Origin of the sequence: Acinetobacter sp. ASP199, assembly GCF_022700675.1 — a bacterium.
In the GTDB taxonomy this organism is placed as follows: Bacteria; Pseudomonadota; Gammaproteobacteria; order Pseudomonadales; family Moraxellaceae; genus Acinetobacter.
The window spans coordinates 381938-402471 of the sequence record NZ_CP062182.1 but is presented as its reverse complement, the minus strand read 5'-3'; the positions used below and the strand labels follow the sequence as shown (position 1 = coordinate 402471).

The 20534-nt window shown below is 44.8% G+C and carries 17 protein-coding genes; 6 read left to right on the top strand and 11 right to left on the bottom strand.

Translation table 11 applies throughout. The features are described 5' to 3' along the window. Positions 1-72 precede the first annotated feature (72 nt). Both leuD and leuC read right to left on the bottom strand, forming a co-directional pair. Positions 73-723: a 3-isopropylmalate dehydratase small subunit gene (gene leuD, locus IHE35_RS01870; RefSeq protein ID WP_242788868.1), complete on the bottom strand. Its 651-nt coding sequence runs from the start codon at positions 721-723 to the stop codon at positions 73-75. A gap of 21 nt (positions 724-744) precedes the next feature. Continuing rightward, complete coding sequence (gene leuC / locus IHE35_RS01865; protein ID WP_242788866.1) at positions 745-2178, bottom strand: 3-isopropylmalate dehydratase large subunit; 1434 nt, start codon at positions 2176-2178, stop codon at positions 745-747. Between the two features lie 266 nt (positions 2179-2444). On the opposite strand from leuC, the gene IHE35_RS01860 reads away from it, so the two are divergent. From IHE35_RS01860 to ovoA, 3 genes are all read left to right on the top strand, one after another. Then, positions 2445-2684, top strand: a complete 240-nt coding sequence (locus IHE35_RS01860) for a DUF2061 domain-containing protein (protein WP_242788864.1) — start codon at positions 2445-2447, stop codon at positions 2682-2684. Positions 2685-2925: 241 nt separating this feature from the next. Next, the gene (locus IHE35_RS01855) at positions 2926-3795 is read left to right on the top strand and encodes a LysR family transcriptional regulator (RefSeq protein WP_004813333.1); all 870 of its coding nucleotides are present in this window, start codon (positions 2926-2928) and stop codon (positions 3793-3795) included. 159 nt (positions 3796-3954) lie between these two features. Beyond that, positions 3955-6150 (top strand): 5-histidylcysteine sulfoxide synthase, encoded by a 2196-nt coding sequence (gene ovoA / locus IHE35_RS01850; RefSeq protein WP_242788862.1) that lies wholly within the window; start codon positions 3955-3957, stop codon positions 6148-6150. A 62-nt stretch (positions 6151-6212) separates the two neighbouring features. On the opposite strand, the gene IHE35_RS01845 is transcribed toward ovoA, so the two are convergent. Beyond that, positions 6213-6461 carry a DUF2789 family protein gene (locus IHE35_RS01845; RefSeq protein ID WP_242788860.1) on the bottom strand — a complete coding sequence of 83 codons (249 nt, stop codon included), beginning with the start codon at positions 6459-6461 and terminating at the stop codon, positions 6213-6215. A 160-nt stretch (positions 6462-6621) separates the two neighbouring features. Beyond that, on the bottom strand, positions 6622-7272 hold the full coding sequence (locus tag IHE35_RS01840; RefSeq protein WP_242788858.1) for an HAD family hydrolase: 651 nt from the start codon (positions 7270-7272) through the stop codon (positions 6622-6624). A gap of 180 nt (positions 7273-7452) precedes the next feature. On the opposite strand from IHE35_RS01840, the gene IHE35_RS01835 reads away from it, so the two are divergent. The 3 genes from IHE35_RS01835 to IHE35_RS01825 all read left to right on the top strand — a co-directional run bounded on the left by IHE35_RS01835 (position 7453) and on the right by IHE35_RS01825 (position 11027). Then, complete coding sequence (locus tag IHE35_RS01835; RefSeq protein WP_242788856.1) at positions 7453-7935, top strand: RNA pyrophosphohydrolase; 483 nt, start codon at positions 7453-7455, stop codon at positions 7933-7935. A gap of 87 nt (positions 7936-8022) precedes the next feature. Continuing rightward, the gene (gene ptsP / locus IHE35_RS01830; protein WP_242788854.1) at positions 8023-10320 is read left to right on the top strand and encodes a phosphoenolpyruvate--protein phosphotransferase; all 2298 of its coding nucleotides are present in this window, start codon (positions 8023-8025) and stop codon (positions 10318-10320) included. 41 nt (positions 10321-10361) lie between these two features. Further along, entirely contained in the window at positions 10362-11027 is a 666-nt protein-coding gene (locus IHE35_RS01825; RefSeq protein ID WP_242788852.1) for a hypothetical protein, read from the top strand. Here the strand turns inward: IHE35_RS01825 and IHE35_RS01820 are convergent, their stop codons facing one another. The 7 genes from IHE35_RS01820 to hcaB all read right to left on the bottom strand — a co-directional run bounded on the left by IHE35_RS01820 (position 11028) and on the right by hcaB (position 20533). Beyond that, a complete protein-coding gene (locus IHE35_RS01820; protein ID WP_242788850.1) occupies positions 11028-11213 on the bottom strand; it encodes a hypothetical protein in 186 nt (61 codons plus the stop codon). It lies immediately after the preceding gene. A gap of 155 nt (positions 11214-11368) precedes the next feature. After that, positions 11369-13030, bottom strand: a complete 1662-nt coding sequence (locus IHE35_RS01815) for an acyl-CoA dehydrogenase family protein (protein WP_242789934.1) — start codon at positions 13028-13030, stop codon at positions 11369-11371. 193 nt (positions 13031-13223) lie between these two features. Beyond that, positions 13224-15416: a catalase/peroxidase HPI gene (gene katG, locus IHE35_RS01810; protein ID WP_242788848.1), complete on the bottom strand. Its 2193-nt coding sequence runs from the start codon at positions 15414-15416 to the stop codon at positions 13224-13226. A gap of 825 nt (positions 15417-16241) precedes the next feature. Then, positions 16242-17150 (bottom strand): EamA family transporter, encoded by a 909-nt coding sequence (locus tag IHE35_RS01805; RefSeq protein ID WP_242788846.1) that lies wholly within the window; start codon positions 17148-17150, stop codon positions 16242-16244. 298 nt (positions 17151-17448) lie between these two features. Further along, positions 17449-18678 carry a 3-phenylpropionate/cinnamic acid dioxygenase ferredoxin--NAD(+) reductase subunit gene (gene hcaD, locus IHE35_RS01800; protein WP_242788844.1) on the bottom strand — a complete coding sequence of 410 codons (1230 nt, stop codon included), beginning with the start codon at positions 18676-18678 and terminating at the stop codon, positions 17449-17451. Between the two features lie 4 nt (positions 18679-18682). Beyond that, a complete protein-coding gene (locus IHE35_RS01795; protein ID WP_242788842.1) occupies positions 18683-19648 on the bottom strand; it encodes a 3-carboxyethylcatechol 2,3-dioxygenase in 966 nt (321 codons plus the stop codon). Positions 19649-19717: 69 nt separating this feature from the next. Beyond that, positions 19718-20533 carry a 3-phenylpropionate-dihydrodiol/cinnamic acid-dihydrodiol dehydrogenase gene (gene hcaB / locus IHE35_RS01790; protein WP_242788840.1) on the bottom strand — a complete coding sequence of 272 codons (816 nt, stop codon included), beginning with the start codon at positions 20531-20533 and terminating at the stop codon, positions 19718-19720. Position 20534 lies beyond the last annotated feature (1 nt).

Below are 20534 nucleotides of genomic sequence, written 5' to 3'. Positions count from 1 at the left end.
CCAAACGAAATTTCCGTGATTTCACGATATTAGCAAGGGTTAGACTTTCCCGCTATGACAATTTAACTAGATTTAGCCACTAATTTCTGCAAATACCCAAGGGCGAGATTGTTTGGTTTTTTCTTCATATGCGCGAATCGCATCGGCATCTTGTAAAGTTAAACCGATGTCATCCAAACCATTTAAAAGGCAGTGCTTGCGGAATGGATCAACTTCAAACTTGAAGCTTTCACCTGACGGGGTACGCACTTCCTGAGCTGCAAGATCAATTGTTAATTGATAACCTTCAGTTGCTGCACATTCTTTAAATAACTGGTCAATAATCTCTTCAGACAGGATCACTGGCAACATGCCATTTTTAAAGCTGTTATTGAAGAAAATGTCGGCATAGCTTGGCGCAATGACAGTACGGAAACCATATTCATTCAATGCCCATGGCGCATGCTCACGGCTTGAACCACAACCGAAGTTGGCACGTGAAATCAAAATGCTTGCACCTTGATAACGAGGTTTGTTCAACTCGAAATCCGGGTTTAAAGGACGTTTTGAATTGTCTTGACCCAAATAACCTTCATCCAGGTAACGCAATTCATCAAATAAGTTTTCACCAAAACCGGTACGTTTGATCGATTTTAAAAACTGTTTTGGAATGATTAAGTCAGTATCTACATTGGCACGGTCTAATGGTGCAACGATACCTTGTTCAACGGTATAAGCTTTCATGTCTTTGCTCCTATTAGCCGATTAGAATGAACGTACGTCAACAAAGTGACCGGCAATTGCTGCTGCCGCTGCCATTGCTGGGCTCACCAAGTGGGTACGACCGCCATTGCCCTGACGACCTTCAAAGTTACGGTTTGAAGTCGACGCACAATGTTCACCCGGCTGCAATTTGTCAGCGTTCATCGCTAAGCACATTGAACAACCTGGCTCACGCCATTCAAAGCCTGCTTCAATTAAGATTTTATCTAAGCCTTCAGCTTCCGCTTGTGCTTTCACCAAACCAGAACCTGGCACAACCATCGCTTGCTTAATGCTTGCAGCAACTTTTTTGCCTTTCGCCACTTCAGCTGCCGCACGAATGTCTTCAATACGCGAGTTGGTGCAAGAGCCGATAAATACACGGTCTAACTGGATATCAGACAATGCCTGACCTGCGGTTAAACCCATGTATTGATAAGCACGTGTCCAGTCATTGCGTTGTACGTCATCTTTCGCCTGTTCCAAAGTTGGAACTGCCTGAGAAACTGGAATTACCATTTCAGGAGAAGTACCCCAAGATACTTGTGGCTCAATTTCTTCACCTTGTAACACAACAACTGTATCGAAGTGCGCACCTTCATCAGAGTGCAAGGTATTCCAGTAAGCAACGGCTTGATCCCACTGCTCACCTTTCGGTGCATATGGACGGTCTTTCACGTATTCAATGGTTTTGTCATCCACAGCAACCATACCTACACGGGCACCGCCTTCGATCGCCATGTTACATACAGTCATACGGCCTTCAATCGACATGTCGCGGAAGACCTGACCACCGAATTCAATCGCATGACCTGTACCACCGGCTGTACCGATTTTACCAATGATGGCTAAAACCACATCTTTTGGAGTTACGCCTTGACCCAATTTACCGTCAACGCGTACCAACATGTTTTTCATTTTCTTTTGAACCAGGCATTGGGTTGCCAATACATGTTCAACTTCTGATGTACCAATACCATGTGCCAAACAACCGAATGCACCATGTGTTGCCGTATGTGAATCACCACACACAACAGTCATACCCGGTAATGTCAAACCTTGCTCAGGTCCAACCACGTGTGCGATACCTTGGCGAACATCATTAATGTCAAACTGAACCACATTAAAGGTTTTACAGTTGTCATCTAAAGTTTGTACCTGGATACGTGAAGTTTCATCTTCAATCCCAGAAATACCCTCTGAACGTTCTTTGGTAGAAGTCGGTACGTTATGGTCTGGCGTCGCCACGTTCGCGCTTAAACGCCATGGTTTACGACCCGCTAGTTGTAAGCCTTCAAATGCCTGCGGAGATGTCACTTCATGCAATAAATGACGGTCGATATAAAGTAAAGCTGAACCATCATCACGTTGTTTTACTAAATGGTCATCCCATAACTTATCGTATAATGTTTTTGCTGTTTGGGTCTCGCCTGCCATGTCGATGTGCTCCACTGGACTGGGTAAATTCTATCTCTAATTTTGATTATATCGCTGCAATCACATAAATCTAATTTATCATTTTTATTAGTTAATAAACTTTTTGGAATCTTTAAAATTGGATTTTAAACAAGGAGATATTGATTTTTATTTAATCTAGTTTTCCGATCGTTTCTTGCAAAATATCCGTTTTTACAAATTAAATGAGAATTATTATTATTTCTTCATACAGAAAACATTGAATCTATTTTTTGAGGAATATCGACATGGCACACATTCAAAAATTTGTTGCAGATAACCAGCGTATGTTCAAGAAAACCTTGAGCTACTACATCATGCATATCACTGTAGCAATGTTCGTCGGTTATGTTGTGACGGGTAGTTTAGCCATGGCGATCACCTTAAGTTTATTAGAACCGACTGTTCAGGCCGTTGCTTTCTTCTTCCATGAAAAAGCGTGGGAAGTTAAAGCAGAACAGAACCATAATGAGGAAATCACCGCCTAAATTCTTTTCTGTCCCTATTCCTCGTTTTGCCACCGCCTACCCTCGGTGGCTTTTTTTATTGATGAATTTCCTGTTCTTATCAAATCTTTTTCTGGGTGTGAGCTGCTATTTTCACCCATTTGTTGTACTGAGATACATGAATGTCGGATTTTACAGCAATAGATACAACTTTCCCTTTGATTTATTCTTAAAATATTACAACAATAGATATACGCATAAAAAATCTTTATAGGTGATTAAGATGAATCTCGCAGCCTTTGAAGCCTTTGTAAAGGTCATGGAAACTGGATCAATTTCTCTGGCGGCAGATCAGCTTTTCATTACTCAACCCGCCGTGACCAAACGTATTCATAGTCTGGAAGAATACTTCGGGGTCAAACTGTTTGAATCAGCTGGACGTGGTGTACAAGCTACCCATGCAGCGCATTCACTGTTACCGAAAGTCAAAAACTGGCTGAATGAACTGGGCGATATTCATCATACTTTGAGTCATGAACAAGGTCAGATTCAGGGTAAACTGAAAATTGGTACCAGCCATCATATTGGTCTGCATCACCTCCCAGCACACTTGCGTCAGTATGTCCTGCAATATCCAGATGTCACTTTAGATGTTCACTTTGTTGATTCTGAACAGGCGCATGAACAGGTGATTGCCGGTGATTTGGAACTGGCTTTCCTGACTTTACCGCCACATGGCGATGAGCGCCTGAATTATGTCACCATCTGGAACGATCCATTGGTTTTTGTGGTAGCACCCTTCCATCCCCTAGCGCAGCAAAAAAATCTGTCACTAGAAGATCTGGTGCATTACCCGAGCCTGTTGCCATCTGCACAAACCTATACCACGCAAATCACTATGGCAGAGTTTGAAAAACGTGGCGTCAAACCTAAGATTACCATGAGTAATAACCCACTCGAATCAATCCGTATGCTGGTTTCGATTGGTCTGGGCTGGTCAGTACTACCCCAAACGCTTGTGAATCATGACCTGCAACAGCTGGATATCCCTCTGGAAATGAACCGCCAGCTCGGTATGGTCTGGCATCCGGGACGTACCCAGTCCAAAGCTGCGCAAGCCTTGGTCGAGTTAATGCAACAGCCTAAACTCTAAGTCAATTCATGTTAAAACAAGATGCTGTGATGGATTCAATTCGCAGCATTTTGTTACCTAAATGAGCAACAACTGCATCCTGCTTTGCATTAAGTTTAAGATATTCCCTGCGCGGACTTACCAGCGGAATATCTTCAAATTCTTAATGGAGTCTGATGGATGCAGCCCGATTCAACCTTCTTGAAACCTACACAGCCAAACAGTAAGTCATCTACACATTTAGCAGACGACAGTCCTTGGCAACAGGGGAAAATTCGCCTGCTTCCAACACCTAATTTAAACTTTGAAGATATTTCCACGGCGCGCCATGTGATCCGTGAATACTTTTTAAATACCTTTGATACCTACGAATCCCTGTTTGACTGTCTGCACAATGAAGAAGCGTTTTATGTCAAACTCATCAGCCTGCGTCATCCGCTAATTTTCTACTTCGGTCATACTGCCACTTTTTTTGTCAATAAACTGCTGCTCAGCAAACTGATTCCTGAACAGCTGAATCCACATATGGAAAGTATCTTTGCCATCGGTGTCGATGAGATGAGCTGGGACGATCTGGATGAACAGAATTATGCCTGGCCAGAGGTGGATAAAGTCAGAGAATACCGACATCGGGTACGAGCATTGGTACTGAAAATCATAGAAAATGCACCTTTAGAACTGCCACTCAACTGGCAGAATCCATGGTGGTCGATCCTGATGGGTATTGAGCATGAACGGATTCATTTAGAAACTTCGTCGGTATTGATTCGACAACATCAACTGCAGTATGTACAAAATCATCCACTATGGCATGCCCGAATCCTCACTGGCCCTGCACCAGAAAACCAGCTTCTTCCTGTTCCTGCGGGAACTGTTCGACTGAATAAACATTTCACTGATCCATATTATGGCTGGGACAATGAATACGGTCTGCATGAAGCTGAAATCAATGAATTTCAGGCATCACAATTTCTGGTATCCAATCAGGAATTTTTTAACTTTGTCGAAGCCAATGGTTATCAGCATTCTGAATACTGGAGCGAAGAAGGTAAAGCCTGGCGGGAATTTACTAAAGCCCAACATCCAAGTTTCTGGATCAAAAAAGAGGATGGCTGGCACTTGCGTATCATGCTGGAAGAAATTCCGATGCCGTGGGATTGGCCAGTCGAGGTGAATTATCATGAAGCCAAAGCCTTCTGTAACTGGAAATCAGCTCTGACTGGTGAATCGATCCGTCTGCCGACAGAAGATGAATGGTATCGCCTGTATGATCATGTCGGCCTGGATCCTAAACAACCATTGCCTTTAGCGGCCAATATCGCCTTGCAACATGCACCCAATCCCTGTCCAGTACACCAGTTCCAGCAAGGCGAGTTTTATGACGTACAAGGCAATGTCTGGCAATGGACTGAAACTGCAATTTATCCTTTTGAAGGTTTTCAGGCCCATCCGATTTATGATGACTTTAGCACCCCAACCTTTGATGAACGCCATAATCTGATGAAAGGCGGTTCCTGGATTTCAGGTGGTAATGAAGCTCTGCATAGTGCTCGTTATGCCTTTAGACGACACTTCTTTCAGCATGCCGGTTTTCGTTATGTGGCTGCGTCAGATGAGCCGGTTTCAGCTTATCATTCACATTATCAGACTGATGAGCTGATTTCACAGTATCTGGAATTTCAGTATGGTCAGGAATATTTTGGCGTTCCGAATTTTGCCAGGTCTCTGATTACCCTCGCCCAGCCTTATTTTATAAAAACTGCCAGAAAAAAAGCGCTCGATATCGGCTGTGCCACAGGACGTGCCAGCTTTGAACTGGCGCAGCATTTTGAACAGGTCACTGGATTAGATTTCTCGGCACGTTTTATTCAGCAAGGTGTGACCCTCGCCCAAGGTGAACCCTTAGCTTATGCCATTCCAGTCGAAGGTGAGCTGGTCGAATATAAATCCTGTTCTCTACAAGAGACTGGACTTGAGGAGGTTGCTCACAAGGTCGAGTTTTATCAAGCAGATGCCTGCAATTTAAAGCCGCAATTCAAGGAATACGATTTCATTCTGGCAGCCAATCTGATTGACCGGCTACATCACCCTAAGGCTTTTTTGAATCAGATCCATCATCGACTGAATATCGGTGGCATTCTGATGCTGGCTTCGCCTTATACCTGGCTGGACAAACATACGGCGCGTAGTGAATGGCTGGGCGGTTTTAAGAAGGCTGGAGAAAATTTCATGACCTTAGATGGCATCCAGCAATTGCTCAGCCCACATTTTGACATGCTGGCAGAACCGGTAGATGTCCCTTTTGTGATTCGTGAAACGGCGCGTAAATATCAGCATACCCTGTCGCAAGTCACCATCTGGCAGCGAGTGCGTTAAGACAAAAATGCTCCAATAAAAAAGCCAGTCTTCGAACTGGCTTTTTGACTTTTAAGATGTGTTCAGGTTTCGCTGGTCGCATCTTCATGCAAAGATTCATTCAGTTGGTCCACCACAATGGCCCATTCACCATCAGATGCTATCTTTTCACTAAGGAACTGGCGCTGTGCTTCAGACCAATATGGTGCATCCAGTAGGGTAAAATCCTTATGCAGCTGATGATCATTAATGAAGGTCGCAATTCCTTCCTCACTGGCATCCAGGCCCAACTGTTCAAATAGGTGCGTCATGCGTGGTCTTACTTTGTTCATTTCAACTACCTCTGAGTTTCCCTTATTCTCATTATTGAAATTAAGCTTAGCATGAGCTTGAACGCAGTAGTGTGACAATAGTTTATTTTTCATCTTGAATCTGTGCACATAAAAAAGCACAACCTGAGTTGTGCTTCACAGATTTACACGCTTTCGATGATTAAATTGACCAGTCCTGAATTTCCCAATCCTGTTCTTTGGCCAGTGCTTCCAGACGATCATCCGGATTTACAGCAATGGCATGATCCGCATATTCCAGCAAGAAACGATCATTGATCGAATCGGAATACGCCCAGGACTCGGTCACATCACGACCTTCTAACCACTGTTCCAGGCGAGTCAGTTTACCTTTCTGGTAACAGGCGGTATTGATCACTTTACCGGTATATTTGCCATTTACGACTTCGGCGTTAGTCGCAATAATTTCAGTAATGCCAAATTCTCGGAAAATTGGCGCTGTAATAAAATCTGAAGTCGCGGTAATACCCACTAATTCATGTCCTGCTTCACGATGACGCTCAATCGCCTTAAAACCTTCTGGACGCATTTGCGGACGAATGACTTTTTGCATGAATAATTGATGTAGTTCAGTCAGATAATCATTGTCATGTTTAGTTAAAAATTCAAAGACAAATTCATTATAAGCATAGGGGTCCAGCTGACCTTTTTTATAATCTTCATAGAACTTGTCATTCATGGCACGGTGGTGAACAGGATCAACCAGGCCCTCGTTGACCAAGAATTCTCCCCAAGAATGATCCGAATCTGTATTTAACAAGGTGTGATCGAGATCAAATAGCGCCAATTTCATGAAAATACTCGTAAAAACTGAAATTTAAGAAAAAAATTGTAAATCTATCTCCGCTAGTCGATAGAAATTCGTTAAGATCATAGCAATTTTAACATTTTTAAACTTTGCTTTTTTCGTGCTGGATACAGAAATAAAAATCCCCGAAGGCAAAGGCATAAATTACACAATATTAGGTGCCAAATGATCGACTCTGAAGGTTTCCGACCGAATGTCGGGATCATTTTGGCAAACGATGCTGGACAAGTTTTATGGGCGAAGCGCATTGGACACAATGCATGGCAATTTCCACAAGGAGGTATCCAACATGGAGAAAACCCTGAGCAGGCACTCTACCGTGAGCTGAGAGAAGAGGTCGGCTTACTGCCCGAACATGTCCAGATTATAGCGCAAACCAAAGGCTGGCTGCGTTATCGTTTGCCGCACCGGTACATTCGTACGGATTCAGATCCGGTGTGTATCGGCCAGAAACAAAAGTGGTTTTTACTCAAACTGACGGCGTCAGTACAGAACATTCAGCTTGATCTGTCTGATCCGCCCGAATTTGATCAATGGCAGTGGGTCAGTTACTGGTATCCGCTCGGTCAGGTCGTGAATTTTAAACGTGACGTATACCGCAAGGCCATGGTAGAACTGTGTCAGCAACTTCCCAAGGAAAAACCTTAAAAATTGCATAAATATGCAGATTTTTTAAGCAGTTATTGTTATAAATAAAGAAGATACCGGACCCTAAATCACGAAGGAGCAGCGCGAATGTCGAATATGCAACTGGAGACCCTAAGACGCATTGTTCAAGAGATCAATGCGTCAGCCAGTTTGCACGAATCGCTCGACATTATGGTCAATCAGGTGGCTCAGGCGATGCAGGTCGACGTTTGCTCCATTTATTTGCTGGATGAGCGTAACCAGCGCTATCTCTTGATGGCATCTAAGGGCCTAAAACCTGAAGCAGTGGGCCATGTATCCCTGCAAACTGGTGAAGGTCTGGTGGGGCTGGTCGGACAGCGCGAGGAAATCGTCAACCTCGACAATGCTCCGAAACATGAACGCTTCCTGTACCTGCCAGAAACCGGGGAAGAAATTTATAACTCTTTCCTTGGCGTTCCGGTCATGTACCGTCGTAAGGTCATGGGCGTTCTTGTGGTTCAGAATAAAGAACCTCAGGATTTCTCAGAAGCTGCTGAATCCTTCTTAGTGACGCTCTGTGCTCAGCTCTCTGGTGTAATTGCCCATGCCCATGCAGTCGGCAATATTGATGTGTTCCGCAAGCCCAGCAATCTCCCAGCTTACAAGACTTTTCAAGGTGTATCAGGTTCAGGTGGTATTGCCTTAGGTCGTGCTGTGATTCTTTACCCGCCTGCGGATCTGGGTGCTGTTCCGGATCGTGAAGCGGATGACATCAGCGAAGAACTTGCCCTGCTCGACAATGCGCTAAATTCCGTACGTGAGGAAATCCAGTCTCTTGATGACAAGATGCAGGATGCCCTCATGGCTGAGGAACGTGCCCTGTTCAGTGTGTTCCTGCGTATGCTGGATGAAAATGCCCTGCCGGCTGAAATCAAGGAACTGATTCGTGAGGGTCACTGGGCCCAAGGTGCGGTACGTATTGTCATTGAAAATCACGTGGCGCAGTTTGCCCAGATGGAAGATGACTATTTACGTGAACGCGTGGCTGACCTGAAAGATTTGGGCCGACGGATTCTGGCTAAATTACAGGAAGCTGACGAAAGTCACCGTGAACTGACCGATGAAAGCATTCTGATTGGCGAGGAAATCTCGACTGCAGCGCTAGTAGAATTACCCGTTGATAAAATTGCAGCGATTGTCACCACTGAAGGTGCCATGAACTCGCATATGGTGATTGTCGCGCGTGCACTTGCTATTCCAACCGTGGTCGGTGTGACTGAAATGCCGATCAATACCCTTGATGATGTGGAAATGATTGTCGATGCACATCAGGGTCGGGTATTTATCAATCCACCACGTCGTCTGCGTACCCGCTATAAAGAAATTCAGAAAGAAGAAGAACAGCTCGCCAAAGACCTGCGTCAGTATGAAACCAAGGATGCGATTACCCCAGATGGTGTGGCTGTACGCCTGTTTGTGAATACAGGCCTGATGATTGATGTGGTGCGTGGTGTCCAGCGCGGTGCCAAAGGTGTCGGTCTATACCGTTCTGAAATTCCGTTTATGCTGCGCGACCGCTTTCCGGGTGAAGAAGAACAGCGTGCCATTTACCGTCAGCAGCTTACTCATTTTGCCAACAAACCAGTGGTGATGCGTACCCTGGATATTGGTGCGGATAAAGACCTGCCCTACTTCTCGATTGAAGAAGAAAACTCGGCATTGGGCTGGCGCGGGATTCGTTTTACTCTCGATCATCCGGAAATTTTTTCTTCACAAATTCGTGCCATGCTCAAAGCCAGTATTGGTCTGAATAATCTGCATATCCTGCTGCCAATGGTGACCAGTGTCAGCGAAGTGGAAGAAGCACTTTACCTGCTTGAGCGTGACTGGGTAGCAGTACAGGAAGAAGAACAGGTCAAAATCACCAAGCCTAAAATCGGCATCATGGTAGAAGTGCCAAGCGTCCTGCATCAGATTGATGAATTTTCTGAATTTGTCGATTTCTTCTCGGTCGGTTCCAATGATTTGACCCAATATTTACTGGCAGTAGACCGAAATAATCCACGTGTCGCCAACGTCTATTCGCATTTGCACCCTGCCGTCTTGCGTGCCCTGACCCGTTTGGTACAGGACTGTCATCGTAATGAAAAACCGATCAGTATCTGTGGGGAAATGGCAGGTGATCCAATCTCGGCTGTGCTGCTGATGGCGATGGGCTTCAATACCCTGTCGATGAGTTCGAGTAATATTCTGCGGGTACGTAAGACGATTTGTCATGTGCCAATGCCGGATGCTCAGGACTTATTGGAACATGTGCTGAAACTGGATAATCCGCTGGTGGTAAAAAGCTGGATGGAACATTATTTCCGCACCCATAGCCTGGGAGATATGGTGAAGGGTGCGACCCGAATAGTGGGGACTTAAACTTCCCACTGATCCTCCTATAACAATAAAAAGAGGTAGTGATGGAATTTATTATTTTCGTATTAGTGGCTGCTGCTATCTGGCATTTTAGCCTTAAGGGCCGTGTAAACTCTCGCTCATTACGCCATCCAGCTAAGACCGCAATGACTAGATCACAGCGAGCAAAAGATACCATCCAATCTGCCGTGCCAACTCTTTATAAAAGTCAGCGCCCTAGTGTTCCCCCACTCATTGGGATCGAAATCACACCTTCTCAACGGCGACTGCTGGGACATACCGATCCTTCCGTTATAGCTTCCCCACTTCCTTCTAAAGCCATGGTCAGTTCCGCATTGGCTTTAGCAGCAGCACCTGCACTTATTGATTCTGTTTCAGACTCTAAAGGCAACCCGGCAATCTTCAATTCATTATTTGCAGAGCCTTCAGATAATTTTTTTGATGACTACGGACTCAATGCCTCATATTCAGATTCATTCCCGTCTTTTTCAAATTCATTGTCGTCTTTTGATAATGATGTCCATACTACAATTAATCCTGCAACAGGCTTACCGATGTTAGGCAATAGCAATCTTGATGTTGCTGGGAATCCGTATGGAAGTGATTTATCTTCTTTAGATAATTCCTGGTCTGACCCTTTCAGCTCTTCTTCCATGAATAGTTTTTCGGAGCATGACTCTTTTGGTTCCAGCTCTTCAAATGACTGGTAACTAAAAAATATAAGACATTAAAAAAGGGAGATAGTCATTTGAGTATCTCCCTTTTTTGTGCTTGCTATAGCCACGTTTTGCATCTTTTTTACGGTCTGTAAACACCTGGCTTTTGTTGACCTCATGCATGTGTTTGGCCACAAAGTTATGTATCACTGCTTCTGGCAGCTGCTTTTTCTTTGCCATTTTTTCACCTGTTTTTTAATTCAGCATCTGAATGATGCTGTGCATATATTGTACTCTATTGAACACATTTCAAGTGGTTTTCAATTTTTTTTGAGATTTTAAAGATTGGAGAATAGCTTTTAAAAAGAAGCTATTCTCCCCTTCTTTTTACTATGTTATGAAGATGGGTCTTGAGCTAAAGCCCGTTCCAATATTCCTTCTACATCAACCTGTTTGGCACTCATGATTCCCACCACTCGCCCATGAAACTCGCTGTACCGGGTCTGAATAAATGCATTAGAAATAAACTCAGGCGCATAACGCTTTAGCAATACAGCTTGGGCCAAAATGGTCAACCGGCTGACCAGACTGCGGCCCATAAATTGCAGTTCATCTGCAGGCTGCTGCAATAGTTTAAATAGCTCTTGCAGTTCCTGTTTCAGGATTTCATCCTGCATTGCAGTAGCAGCCAGATCCTGAAACAGTACTTCAATCGATTCTGGATCGCGACCCATGGCGCGCAGTACATCCAGGCACATAACATTGCCCGAACCTTCCCAAATGGTATTCACCGGCGCTTCTTTGAATATGCGCGCCATAATGCCATTATCCACATAGCCATTGCCGCCAAAGACTTCCATGGTTTCACCGGTCAGCTCTACGGCGCGTTTGCAGATCCAGAATTTGGAAGCTGGCGTCATAATCCGCTTCCAGGCCTGTGACAAGGCATCATCATTTTCATAACAGGAAGCCAGATAAAAACTCAACTGCATCGCCGCTTCTGTTTCCAGCGCCAGATCAACCAGCACCGCCTGCATTAACGGCTGTTCTGCCAAATGCTTGCCAAAAGCCTTACGCTGTCGGGTATAGGCCAGACATTGCACCAGCGCCTGACGTAACATCGCAGTACTGCCAACCGAACAGGTCAGACGGGTGTAATTCGCCATTTCAATAATGGTTGGGATACCCCGTCCTGCTTCACCGATCATGATGCCCCAAGCCTGCTGAAACTCGACTTCCGAACTGGAATTGCTACGATTCCCAACCTTGTCTTTGAGGCGCTGGACATGAATATTATTCTTGGTTCCATCTTCACGCCAGCGCGGCACAAAGAAACAAGCTAAACCATCCTGTTCAGTTTTCGCCACGACCAGATGGGCATCACACATCGGTGCCGAAAAAAACCATTTATGTCCAGTCAGCAAATAAGCCTGTCCTCGACCTGATTCGCCGATGGGTACGGCAAGGGTTTCATTGGCGCGTACATCGGAACCGCCTTGCTTTTCGGTCATGCCCATACCGAGCCAGATTGATTTTTTTTGGGCAATCGGCAGGTCACGTTCATCGTATTCGGTAGATAGCAATTTATCACCTATTTTGGCCCAAAGTTCCGGTTCACGCTGGATCAAGGGAATACTGCCGAGGGTCATCGAAGTTGGACACAGACTGCCACATTCAACCTGTCCGCTTAAGTAAAAACGCGCTGCCCAGTCGACCCATTTAGATTTTGATTCAGCCTGATTAAAAGGATGTGCATGACTATCAAACTGACGATTGATACGCATCCATTGATGCCATGCAGGATGAAATTCAATGTAATCACGACGGCGACCGCAGGCATCGAAGGCATGTAAAATGGGCGTGTGCCTGTTTGCCAGATCGGCATATTCATAATATTCCGATGAACCGACGACCTGTCCCATTTCAGTCAGAATAGCCTGATCCTGACAGTCATTTTTCTGCAAAATTTCCTGCAAAATGGTGTCAGTTGCAAACAGATTGTAGTCCTGCTTTTCATCAAACTGGTTGCTGATCTGATGGGTCATCCATGTGTTCATCATCTATTCCTTGATCTTCATTTTTGTTGTGTGGTTTTCAGTTCAGTATAGAGAAAAAGCTGCGAATACCTATGAAGTTTTCAGTAAAACGGCCTATTTTCCATGACTGGTTATTCTATGACTTGATCACTCCTAAACTTCAGACAATAAAAAACCGGCCCAATGACCGGTTTCCTATTTCAAGATTGATTAATTATCTCTTTACATCAAAACGGTCTGCATTCATGACTTTGACCCATGCCTTGACGAAGTCACGCACGAATTTTTCTTTATTGTCATCCTGCGCATACACTTCTGCATAAGAACGCAGAATCGAATTTGAACCGAATACCAAGTCCACACGTGTTGCCGTCCATTTCTCAGCACCTGTTGCGCGCTCAACAATGCTGTATGAGTTCTTGCCTGTTGGCTTCCAGTTGTAGGCCATGTCAGTCAAGTTCACGAAGAAGTCATTGCTGAGGACTCCAACGTTATCGGTGAATACACCCTCTTTCGCGCCGCCGTAGTTCGCACCAAGTACGCGTAAACCGCCAACCAGCACAACCATTTCAGGTGCAGTTAAACCCAGCAATTGTGCACGGTCTAACAACATCTCTTCAGGCTGAACTGCAAAGTCCTGCTTCACGAAGTTGCGAAAACCATCTGCTTTCGGCTCGAAATCTTCAAACGAATAGGCATCGGTTTGTTCTTGAGTGGCATCCCCTCGCCCTGCAAGGAATGGAACATTCACATCAACCCCGGCTGCATGTGCTGCCTGTTCAACTGCTGCTGTACCACCGAGTACAATAAGATCTGCAATGCTGACTTTCTTGGTAAAACCAGCTTGAATTTCTTCAAGTTTGGCCAAGACTTTTTGCAGGCGTGCAGGTTCATTTGCAACCCAGTCCTTTTGCGGTGCCAGACGGATACGCGCACCATTAGCGCCGCCACGGAAGTCAGAACCACGGAAGGTACGGGCGCTGTCCCATGCAGTTGCAATCAGTTCAGCAGACGTTAAACCACTGCTTAAAAGTTTTGCCTTCAAGTCTGCCACTTCAGCATCAGTCAAAGTGTAATCTACAGCTGGAATTGGGTCTTGCCAGATTAAATCCTCAGCAGGAACATCAGCACCTAAATAACGGGATTTTGGCCCCATATCACGATGCGTCAATTTGAACCAGCCGCGAGCAAAGGCATCTGCCAATTTGTCTGGATTTCTATAGAAATCTTCCGCAATTTTGCGGTATTCAGGGTCAAATTTCAGTGCCATATCGGCATCTGTCATCATCGGGTTACGGCGAACATTCGGATTATGTGCATCAACAGGCTTGTCTTCCTCTTTGATGTTAATCGGTTCCCATTGTTTTGCACCCGCAGGACTTAAGGTTTTTTCCCACTCATAGGTGAACAATAAGTAAAGGAATTCGTTATCCCATCGGGTTGGATGCGTGGTCCAGGCACCTTCCAGACCACTGACCATGGTATTTGCACCGTTACCCGTACCCTCAGAGTTGTGCCAGCCTAGACCCTGGAATTCAACATCTGCGCCTTCAACATCGGCACCCAGATTTTCCGCCTTACCATTACCGTGCGCTTTACCTACAGTATGACCACCGACAGTTAAAGCCACAGTTTCTTCGTCATTCATCCCCATACGGTCAAAAGTGACACGCATATCTTGTGCCGTGCGTAACGGGTCTTGAATACCATCTACACCTTCAGGGTTGACGTAGATCAAGCCCATTTGCACTGCAGCAAGCGGATTTTCCAGGGTTGAACGATCAGCATCGCTTTCGTAACGGTTTTTGGTTGGCGCAAGCCATTCTTTCTCTTCACCCCAGTAAATATCTTTTTCTGGTGCCCAGATATCGGTACGACCACCACCAAAACCGAAAGTTTTCAAGCCGGCAACGTCATAAGCGACTGTACCAGCCAAGACGATTAAATCACCCCAAGAAATTTTGTTGCCGTATTTGCGTTTAATCGGCCAAAGCAGACGACGGCCTTTATCAGTGTTGACGTTATCCGGCCAGCTATTCAACGGTGCAAAACGCTGGTTACCGGTATTTGCACCGCCACGACCATCTTGCTTACGGTAAGAACCGGCCAAGTGCCATGCAGTACGTACGAACATACCAATATAGCTGCCATAATCCGATGGCCACCAGTCCTGGCTGCTGTTGATGAGTTCGCGTAGATCTTGCTTCACCGCTTCCAGATCCAATGAGTTAAATGCTGCTGCATAGTCAAAGTCTGGATCCATCGGATTGGTTTTTTTATCGTGTTGGGAAAGAATATCGAGATTAAGCGCATTCGGCCACCAGTCTGAATTCTGCGTTCCTGTAGAACTTGTGTGACCGCCGGCTTGATGGAATGGGCAACCTGATGCTTGCAAATCTTGTGTCATTTTGTAGCTCCAAGACTTTATAAAGTCTGTTTGATCTGAACTGTCTAAATATTTTATTTACCTCAACATAACCTTTTTATATGACAAGCTAAAGCAGGTTTTACGAATACAAACAATCGTTTTCCTCTATTTAAAAGCTTGTAAATTCATTCATTATTTATTTTTTGCTATTTTCCAGGGAAATTGCAGAGAACTGGTGAGTTGGTGAAAATCAAGTCAGTTTTGAGATTACTTCTGCTATTCGACTAAAGTTCTAGAAGGTAGATGTAAAAAAGTACTTCAGCAACAAATGAATCTATTCATTGGGTACGTTCCAGCCAAACGGCCTGAGTTTTCGGTTTCTCAAACAGGGAAATCATTTCCGGCTGGATCTATTCGATTTTTCATTTTATCTATTTGCATCTGAATAAACTGCCAGCATAAATTGTTTATCGTTTTGTTTTTCTCATTTTTGCCCAGAATTTTCCTACCTCTAATTATCACTACCTCTACTGACCAGCCTATTTCTTTACTGAAACTGCGGGAACAATCAGTAGGTACCTCTCATCATTTCCTGAATAACATACAGCGCCTGAGGACCCGTCAGCAGATTATTGCTTACAATGATTTCAGCAGGTGAATTGTTCCATGTGGAACATCAGCAGCAAATTTTGAGTTTAAGGGCATTGCTGAACAAAGCTGGAAATACTGTTTATTGCACCTGATGCCTTCAGAAAAAGGGATTGGCTAGTCATCCCTACCTAGTTCAACATCTAAGACTAAAAAACAAAAAAGGAAGCACGAGCTTCCTTTTTAAATATTTGATTTTAATTTGAATAGTACAGCTTAGGATTTAGAAAAATACTGCTCGCGCCATTCTTTCCAGAAGTACATGATAATACCGAACATTACAATCACAATACCGACAAAGGCATTCGAACTGATGTGCTCACTGTTTAAAGTCGCGCCTAACACCAATGCAATCACAGGGGTCATGACATTACTCAAAGACACCGTGGACGCCGCCAAACGTCGAATGAGCCAGAAGTAACACAGCATCGCCACGATAGACGATAAAATCATGGTAAATACAAAACCAATGATCGCATTCGTGCTTGGTATTTGAGTCGGGAAATGTTGCCAAATAAATGGAATCAACACCAAAGAGCCAAGGGCTGAGACCAGCAGTGAACCTGTTGCTTGTGACATCGGTTTCAATGGTGCATTGATTTGCTTGACCCAGAAAATGGAACTGATGTACGAGATCATACTGATGATCATCAGCACCACACCCCAAGGATTGACATTGGTTTCAGCAGAGTCAGCAAATACAAAGGTTAAGCCGCCCACCGCCACTGCCATGCCGAGCCATTGTAACCACACCAATTTATGGGTTTTTAAAATCACATGCCCGATTAAACCTGCGATCAATGGGGACAATCCAAAAATGAGTGCCATCAAACCAGAAGTTAAGTAATTGGCCGCCAGATAGATAAATAGCTGTGCACCAATCAAGTTAAGGCTCCCCGCCAAATAACTTTTCATGGATGCTGTATCAAATGGCAATGGATTACGCATCAGCTTAAGTAAAGCCAATGCAATAATCGATGCACCAAAATAGCGGATGATCAGCACCCACATTGGGTGGACTTCAGCAACACTCCAAACAATGGCCAACGGTGTTGCCGCCCAAATGAGTACGAGCAAGGCATAAATGCTGGCTGTGACAATCATGGGAGATGAGTTTGAATTCATATACAACTCAATTAAATTTAAAAATAATAATTGAAGGCATCTTTGCTCAAACCCATCATGAAAATAAGTGTGGCGACATGGATGTCGCAGCGGAACTGGGATATAGGGACATATCCTCAGTTGCGCAAAAGATTTTTGTTACTTTTCATCTTTGAAAAGTAAAGTATCCCCTACGCAAAACCCATCCAAATCCATCATACAAAGTTCGGGGTGTTCATCAACGCCTAAAATAAGCATAAAAAAGCAGACCTAGGTTGCCCGAGGTCTGCCCTTTTGTAAACCGCTCAGAACGACAACGTCACTTCACAAGCTTACGAAGATCTTGGCTAAGATCTAAATATTTGTCTGCTTCAAATGCAGCTTGCTTGCTAATCAACTTTTTAAGATGACGCATTTCTTTCGCTGCATTAACCGTGATACCACCCACGATCACACCGTCAGTCACACCAAACAATACGAATGATGAATCTGCACGAAGTTCAGGATTGATTTCACCACGTGCCACCCACTCTGCTGCAGCCATGTCGCCCACGAACTGGTAGTTAATATCCAATTGGTCAGTCCAGAACCAAGCTGGGTTTGCAACTGGATGCTCAACACCCATTACATGACGAGCGAAGATACCTGCTTGAAGGTTGGCATTTTCCCAAGTCTCAACACGGCGGTGATTACCACAATCACGCAATTGAGTTGCAACATCACCTGCTGCATAAATGTCAGCATTTGAAGTTTGGCAGTTTTCGTTCACTTTAATCGCAAGATCAACATCTAGACCCGCTTCAACTGCAAGTTGAGCATTTGGCACAATACCAATACCGTAAACCACTGCATCTGCACGAAGTTCTTCGCCGTCACCTAAAGTCACAACAATTTCTTCGCCATCTAATTTGCAATCCGCAATTGATGTTGAAAGACGTACATCAACACCCGCAAGACGTTGTTGAGCCAACAAGAATTCGCTCAATACGCGCGGCGATGAACGACCCATCACCATTGGACCCATTTCGATCACAGTCACGTCGCACTCTTTAAAACGTGCAGATGATGCAAGTTCAAGACCGATCACACCACCACCAATTAAGATGATACGACGACCCGGCTGAAGTACAGGCACAAGTGCTTGCGAATCTTCAAGGTTACGTAGTGTATAAACGTGTTTACCCAACGCATCAAAGTTTGGTAAACGACGTGCAGCACCACCTGTTGCAAGAAGCAACTTGTCATAAGCAACAACGTCACCATTTTGAAGTTCAACCGTTTTCGCAGCCGCATTGATTTTCGCAACGCCATTTCCACGAATCGTTTCAACACCAAGTTCTGCCAGTTTTTCTTCTGACAAAATTTCAATCTTGGTTTCTTCAGGTTTTAAAATCACGTCTTTAGACAGCGGTGGACGCTCATAAGGTAGATGCGTTTCATCACCAATCAGAATGATTTTACCTTCGTATTTGTTACCACGAAGTTCTAAAATTGCACTCGCGCCAGCTTGGCCAGCACCTACAATTACGATGGTTTCGATGTTGCTCATGTCATTAACCTTTTAAATCTGCAGATACGATACCGAAGCCCGCAATCCACTCGCTGATGTCTTCATAGCAATGTGTTGTCATGTCGTATGCGCCCACTTCATCAAGTGCAGCAAATGCTGCCATCCATGAACGTACTTCTTGACCACCACGGCCACCGTCACGACGAATTTCAGCTTCTGTCATCGCTTCCATTGCAGCGAAATCAGCATTTTTGAATTTCTCAAGCAATGCGATATCCCACTCAGGACTTAAGGGTACAGCAACAGAGGTATCACCTGCGGCGAGCTTTTGACCAACTGCAATGACTTTCGCTTGACGCGCTTCACGTGCTTCAGGCGTTGGGTTACGACCTGCAATCAGGAATTCTTCAACTTCAGGAGGCACTGAACCCATTTGTGGTGTAGGTGGATCATGTGAAAGACCGCCTGTACCTAAAACAAGAACACGCTCATTTTCAAGGTTTAAAGATTTAATGTATTGACCTACTGCACGGCCCAAAGCAATCGTACGCTTTGTTGTTGGCATAGGTGCAGCAGCGCCATTAATAAATACTGGGATCGTTGGGTAGCGATCGAGTTGACCGTCACACAAGAAATGTAATGGCTGAGTCACACCATGATCCGCTTGCATACGGTATGAGTACGCAACGTCTACACCTTCATCTAAAACACGACGAACCATCGCCAATGCTTTGTCTTCAGGGACATCAATATGGTCATTGTCTTTGCCATAATTCCAATCCCCTGCTGCTTTGGCACGAATACCCACGCAGAAACTTGGCATTAAGTCATAGAAGAAACCATTGAAATGGTCTGGACCAAACGTGATGATCAAAGTTGGGTCGTAAGCTTTTACTTCCGCAGACAATGTTTCAAACGCAGCACGAACTTTCTGTTCTTGTGCCTGGTCTTGCGGTGTAGCAAATTCCATTAAAGGACTGTGCGATGCACAAATAAGTTTAACGGCCATGAGAGACTCCTTAAAAGGAAGGCAGCCAAGAACAGGCTGCCGGTAAGTCCATTTGAATTAGACTAGATTTTATTCGTCAAAGAAACCTGCACGTGGTTGACGTAAACCACGAATACCCAGACCACATTCAGCGTTAATTAAAACACCAGTCAAAGGACGGTTGTTTTGACGAGATGCCAAGAGCACGTATGAACCTGTCATGTCTTCCGGTTCAGGCAAGAAGTTCAGTGGCATACCACGTGCGATTTTCTCAGGGTCACGTGCATCGAGCAGACCAAGATTTTCCTGACCTAATGATGCCGCACCCTTGATATTCACATTCATACCTGACGGCGCAACAGCGTTCACTCGTACTTTAGGCGCAAGCTCGTAAGCCAGTTCTTTCATAATGCCTACACCAGCATGTTTTGATGCAGTGTAAACTGGACCGCCACCTGCAGAGTAAAGTGCAGAGTTAGACAGTGTGAAAATGATTGAACCTTCAGATTTCACGAGTTCATCAAGAGCAGCTTTAGCACCAAGAATTAAAGACTTGGTGTTAATGCCCATGATTTCATCGAACGCTTTTTCAAGCTGTTCACCTGAAGTATTGACGATATCGGCATAGTGATCCCAGATACCGGCATTACCTACGAAGCAATCGAGTTTGCCATAACGTTCTACAGTTGCCTGAACTGCACGAACGTTATCTTCATAGTTGGCCACATCACCTGCGATCGCAAGCACGCGGTCACCAAAATGTTCTTTCAATGCATCAACTTTAGACTGTGAACGTTGAAGAACGGCAACTTGTGCCCCTTCCTCAAGGAAACGTTCGACCAGCGCCCAGCCTAAGCCTGAACCACCACCCGTGATCAGTGCAACTTCGCCTTGTAGCCAACCCATG